This window comes from Kosmotoga sp., from assembly GCF_982836095.1.
Window position 1 is genome coordinate 1 of record NZ_CEYIHJ010000129.1, and the last position, 5,634, is coordinate 5,634.

A 5,634-nucleotide genomic window follows, 5' to 3' on the forward strand; every position below is an offset into this window, starting at 1 on the left:
TAAGAATCCACTCCATTGGGTGCGTTTGTTATCTGAATTGCCGCCTCTTCAGGGGAACGCTTGATAAAAATCTGTTTCTTTTTCTCACTGTTTTCCCCAGCTTTTGAAAGATATGCAAGTATCTGCGAATCTGGAGACCATAAAGGCATTGAACTTTCTGTTTTGAAACCAGTTACGGGATAAGAAAAATCTTTTTCCACGTCATATATCCATACTTGGCTTCGAAATTCATTATCATCCCAATCGGCATTTACTTTGACATAAGCCACCATACTACCAACAGAGTTTATAACAGGATTTTTAAGTGTTGGTAATGAAACAATCTCTTCAATAGTGAAATATCCGTTTTTCATTCACTTCTCCCCTCATTTTCAACGAGTTCATTCTATTCTGAAGAAGCGTAATTACATATTCAGCACAGAATTCCAGATGCACCAAAATTGCTGAAATGTTTGAACCACAAATTACTCTTCCAGGGCTTCATATGGCCAAAATTTTTCGCTAAATGCTCTACAAGCGCGACCAGGTTTTTTATATTCAGCAGGGTTCTTTTTTCTTCCATCCGAATACGCACAGCTACTGCAAAAATGTTTGCCACTGACAATCAGGTTTCCCCATGTACTGTTTTTCAACTTCTCATATTTAATCTTGCTACTCATAACTCATCTCATCTTCGCTCTACCAATTGTCGCTCTATCATTCCTTGCCCATTATTAGAACGTAGCGTTTCCTAAATCCCATATTTCTCAATCTTATAATAAAGAGCCCTTATGCTGATGCCAAGTTCCTTTGCCGCTTCAGTCTTGTTTCCAGAATGTTTTTTCAGAGTTTCTAATATAATCTGCTTTTCGTATTCCGCAATGAGCTCTGAGAGCCTTCCGGTTTTCACAGAAGCACTGGTACCTGTGGGCTTTGTCAGTTCAGGCAAGTGTTCCTTTTTTATGACTCGTTCTTGAGGTTCCATGTTGATCATAGAACGTCCCAGTACATTTTCCAGCTCCCTTACATTGCCGGGCCACGAGTAGTTCATCAATATCTTGAGTGCATTGGGTTCTATGTCTTCCACCATGCGTCCATATTCCTGATTCAATTTCATGATCACAACTCTCGTAATTTCGGGAATATCTTCGATATGCTCGGAAAGGGGGGGAATGATAATTGGCACTACCTTTAACCTGTAATAAAGAGCCGCGAGGAATTTCTTTTCCTCAACCAATTTTTCAAGGTCGAGGTTAGTGGCAGCGATCACCCTTACATCGAGCTTTATTGGCTTTGTAGAACCAAGAGGGGTTATTTCTTTGTCCTGAAGAAACCTGAGAAATTTTGATTGAATGGCGATATCCATTTTGCCTATTTCATCCAGAAAAAGAGTCCCCTTATCAGCCTCTATGAGAAGCCCTCTTTTGCCACCTTTTTTGGCACCGGTAAAGGCTCCTTCTCTGTAACCGAAAAGTTCAGATTCCAGAATGCTTTCCGGTAGTGCTGCGCAGTTGACACTGACAAAACTGTTTTTGGCTCTATCACTAGCATTGTGAATAGCATGGGCAAAGAGTTCCTTGCCGGTACCGCTCGGTCCCCTAAGCAAGACCGTCATTCTTGTTCTGGCCACTCTTTTCGCTTGTTCGATTGCCACTTTCAATTTCGGTGACGAACCGGCAATATCGTCAAAATTGTAGCGTGCCTTGACATATCTGAGTATCCTGCGAGTATCTTCCAGTTCATTAGCAAGCCTTTCAATTTCAGAGATATCGTGTATCACCCCAACACTACCTTTGAATTCACCTTTAACAAATAGCGGGGTTATATTAACGATTACTTCCTTTCGAGCCGGACCCACTTTTAACCTGGCGTTGTATATAGGCTTTCTAGTTCTTGCTACTTCGATATGCAGAGAAGAGCCTTCCGCAATATCTACTGTGGCGAGCTTTCCAACTACATCTTTTGGACTCATCCCCGTTATACGGGTATAGGCTTTGTTAACAAGTACAATACGGCCTTTGTCATCTGCAACTGAAATGGCATCATGGGTAGAATCAATGATGGCTGTCAAAAGAGCCTCGATCTCCTTTAAATTTGTGACCTCTTCGGCCATCTTTTGAACTGTGGTTATATCACGAAAGACAGCCATTACCGCATAAACTGAGCCATTTGCTGATTTTAGTGGGATTCTTGAAGTTACAATCGTTTTCTGGTTTAAATTTTGTATTTTGTCGTATTCAGGCTCACCGGTTTTCAGGACAATATGCAGTCGAGTGTTTGGTATAGTTCCAAGGACTGGCTTCCCGATCACTTCCTCTTTTTTCAAATCGAGTATTCGACAGGCTTCATCGTTAATAAGAATGATTATTCCATTGGAATCTATAACTAGCACAGCTTCCACTAATGAATTAACTATCTCCTCAAATAAATGTTCGTTCATTTTACCACCTTTTCAGTATGTGATATAAGTCGATGAACATCTCCGGGGAAAGCTCCTCCGCTCTTATATTTTCGCTCAAGCCAGCTTCTTTTAAAAACTTTCCTACATCTGGAATAAGGCTTTTAAGATTGTTCCTGAGCTTCTTTCTTCTTTGAGCAAATGAAGACCTAACGAAGGCTCGAAATTTATTCCTTTCCTCATATGAAATCTTGGGTGAAGTTAAAGGCTCGAGTTTTATTACGGAAGAGTCCACTCCAGGTATGGGGAAAAAATTTTTCTTCGAGACATCGAAGAGTTTTGTAACTCTTGAAAAGGCGGAAATGGAAACGGTGAGAGCACCATAGGACTTTGTACTGGGTTTAGCCAGTAGTCTTTCAGCGTATTCTTTTTGAACCATAAGCAGGGCTTCTTTGAATGTTGGTGAGTCGAACATAATTTTTTCAATAATGGGTGATGTGATGTAATAGGGAACATTGGCTACAAAGAAGAGATTTCCCTCAATCAGTAATGTAGAAAGGTTCGCTTTCAAGAAATCTTGGAACAGCAGTTGTAGATTGTCATATTTTTTCAGATGAAAAAGGATAGGTTCAAGCTTTTTGTCAATCTCATATGCTATTACTTTCCTGGCTTTTTTTGCAAGTAGTTCAGTAAGTACCCCTGCACCAACCCCTATTTCTACAACGGTATCGGCGGTAGTCAGACTACAAAATTTTATAATTTTGGCAGGGATGGCTTTGTTTAACAGAAAGTTCTGGCCCAATGAACGCTTCAACGAAATTCCATGGGCTTGTAGATTTTTTTTGAGGTCCATAATTTTACCTCCAACAGAAAAAACCGGGGTATCGCTACCCCGTTTCTAATCCTGGCGGAGAGAGTGGGATTTGAACCCACGGACGGGTTGTGCCCGTCACACGCTCTCCAGGCGTGCGCCTTCGACCGCTCGGCCATCTCTCCAGATTTACAGTATAATTATATAAGTAACCGAAGAACTTGTCAACGCAAAAAGTAGATGAGCTTAATGGAGAGGGGGATACAGATGAAAAAGCTTTTTGGAACGGATGGTGTCCGGGGAATCATTAACGAGGAACTAACAGCTGAATTGGCCATGAAACTTGGGAATGCCGTTAGCCGCTACTTCCTTGGAAAGTATAACAAGTTGATCATAGCAAAAGACACGCGAGGATCAGGGGATTTGCTCGAAAGCGCTGTTGCAGCGGGCGCTGCGGCTGCTGGTATGGATGTGGAATTAATAGGGATTGTCCCCACACCAACTCTTGCTTTCATCACTAAAGAGACCGGAACCATAGGGATTATGATCTCGGCTTCCCATAATCCGGCTGTTTACAATGGTATCAAGGTGCTTGAAAAGGGCATGAAAATCCCTGATGAAGCGGAAGTTGAGATCGAAGGCCTGATCGTAGAAAAACCTTACCATTATTCAATCTATTCAGACGTTGGAAGGGTTGGATACAATCCTGGACTCCGGGATATGTATCTCCAATACGTGATAAATAAATACAAAAGTCGCCCTTTCCCCGATGTAGAAGTGATCGTAGATGGTGCCAACGGCGCGATTTCTACTGTGGTTAAAGAAGTTTACAACGCACTGGGAATCAATGCTGACTTCAGATATATCAATCCCAATGGAATTAACATAAATGATGGTTGTGGTTCTCTTCACCCACATGTCATCGGCGAAGAGCTAAAACCCGGGCAAATTGGCGTGTTATTTGACGGAGATGCTGATAGGTGTCTTTTCGTGCTTGCGGGGAATCAACTCGTTGATGGTGACAAACTGATGGCACTAAACGCCCATCATATGATGAAAAATGGAAGGTTAAAAAACAATACGGTCGTGGCAACGATAATGTCAAATCTGGGATTTGAGCGATTTCTTCAGGAGAAAGGCATTGAGTTGCTAAGAACAAAGGTGGGCGACAAATACGTCCTTGAGAAAATGCTTCAGACCGAGAGTGCTCTTGGTGGCGAGCAATCTGGGCATATTATTTTCCTTGACCTCAACACAACTGGTGATGGTTTGATAACTTCTCTTGAAACTTTCTCCTCTCTTGCGGATCTAGGAATAACACTTGAAGAATTTCACCAGAATTTCCCTGCGTATCCTCAGATTTTAAGAAATGTTCCCGTCAGCGACAAGAAAAAAATCATGGACTGTGAGAGACTCAAAGAAGAGTTGGAAAATCTGAAATCAGATGATTTGAGAATAGTTTTAAGACCTTCCGGGACAGAGCCATATGTAAGGATAATGGTAGAGGGCGAAATAGAAGAAGTGGTAAACGCAGTTTGTGAAAGGCTTGTAGATCTTGTAGAGGAGTGTGCTAATGAGTAATTTTATTCATGTGCATGGCGCCAAGGTGCACAATTTGAAAAATATCGATGTGACAATCCCCAAGCGTTCCCTCACCGTGATAACAGGGCTTTCAGGCTCTGGAAAATCTTCTCTTGCTTTGGACACAATTTACGCTGAAGGGCAAAGAAGATATCTGGAGTCTCTATCTAATTATGCCAGGCAGTTCCTGGGCGAATTGAAAAAGCCAGACGTAGAAGGAATTGAGGGGCTTTCTCCATCCATTGCTATTGAGCAAAAAAACCTCAGTCATAATCCACGTTCAACAGTGGGAACAGTGACAGAAATACACGATTATCTCAGAGTGCTTTATGCCCGGGTTGGAAAACCACATTGCCCTCAATGCGGTAGGCCTGTTGAAAAACAGTCTCTTGACGAAATCGTTGAAATGATCTACAAGGAGTTTTTTGATGGTGAACGGGTCGCTATTTTAGCGCCGATTGCCCGTGAAAAGAAAGGTGAATTCAGGAGAGAATTGGAAGCCCTGCGTAAACGGGGTTACATCCGTGTGATTATAGACAATGATCAATACGACCTTGAAGAAGAAATAGTACTCGATAAGAACAAACGCCACAGAATTGACCTGGTCGTTGATCGGCTCAAAGTGACCGATGAAAATCGTTCGAGATTAGCCGATAGTGTAGAAATGGCCCTTCATGAGGGAAACGGTTTTGTAGAGATAAATTCACTCGATAAAAAGCACAGAAGGGGGTTCAGTGAAAACTTCGCCTGTCCTGTTTGTGGAATCAGCCTACCTGATATAAACCCCAAAATCTTTTCTTTCAACAATCCTTATGGGGCTTGTCCTTATTGCCACGGACTGGGTTACACCATGGAACTATCTGAA

At 42.0% G+C, this 5,634-nt stretch carries 4 protein-coding genes, 1 tRNA gene and 2 pseudogenes; 2 read left to right on the forward strand and 5 right to left on the reverse strand.

From position 1 onward, the window contains the following. The 5 genes and pseudogenes from AC3LHT_RS08290 to AC3LHT_RS08310 all read right to left on the reverse strand — a co-directional run. Positions 1 to 353, reverse strand: a pseudogene (locus AC3LHT_RS08290) (S9 family peptidase); the annotation flags it as partial. Between the two features lie 111 nt (positions 354 to 464). Then, complete coding sequence (locus AC3LHT_RS08295; RefSeq protein ID WP_488662559.1) at positions 465 to 659, reverse strand: hypothetical protein; 195 nt, start codon at positions 657 to 659, stop codon at positions 465 to 467. Positions 660 to 730: 71 nt separating this feature from the next. Beyond that, a complete protein-coding gene (locus AC3LHT_RS08300) occupies positions 731 to 2,419 on the reverse strand; it encodes a sigma-54 interaction domain-containing protein (protein WP_488662560.1) in 1,689 nt (562 codons plus the stop codon). A 1-nt stretch (position 2,420) separates the two neighbouring features. After that, on the reverse strand, positions 2,421 to 3,230 hold the full coding sequence (rsmA, locus tag AC3LHT_RS08305) for a 16S rRNA (adenine(1518)-N(6)/adenine(1519)-N(6))-dimethyltransferase RsmA (RefSeq protein ID WP_488662561.1): 810 nt from the start codon (positions 3,228 to 3,230) through the stop codon (positions 2,421 to 2,423). Between the two features lie 52 nt (positions 3,231 to 3,282). Further along, positions 3,283 to 3,373, reverse strand: a tRNA-Ser gene (locus AC3LHT_RS08310). Positions 3,374 to 3,455: 82 nt separating this feature from the next. Between AC3LHT_RS08310 and glmM the strand changes: the two genes are divergently transcribed. Both glmM and AC3LHT_RS08320 read left to right on the forward strand, forming a co-directional pair. Next, the gene (gene glmM / locus AC3LHT_RS08315) at positions 3,456 to 4,769 is read left to right on the forward strand and encodes a phosphoglucosamine mutase (RefSeq protein WP_488662562.1); all 1,314 of its coding nucleotides are present in this window, start codon (positions 3,456 to 3,458) and stop codon (positions 4,767 to 4,769) included. Further along, a pseudogene (locus AC3LHT_RS08320) lies at positions 4,762 to 5,634 on the forward strand (excinuclease ABC subunit UvrA); the annotation flags it as partial. The gene glmM and the pseudogene AC3LHT_RS08320, both read left to right, overlap by 8 nt.

Coding starts and splice junctions, on each gene's coding strand:
- AC3LHT_RS08295 (WP_488662559.1), bottom strand. CDS start 659: ATGAGTAGCAAGATTAAATATGAGAAGTTGAAAAACAGTACATGGGGA.
- AC3LHT_RS08300 (WP_488662560.1), bottom strand. CDS start 2,419: ATGAACGAACATTTATTTGAGGAGATAGTTAATTCATTAGTGGAAGCT.
- glmM (WP_488662562.1), top strand. CDS start 3,456: ATGAAAAAGCTTTTTGGAACGGATGGTGTCCGGGGAATCATTAACGAG.
- rsmA (WP_488662561.1), bottom strand. CDS start 3,230: ATGGACCTCAAAAAAAATCTACAAGCCCATGGAATTTCGTTGAAGCGT.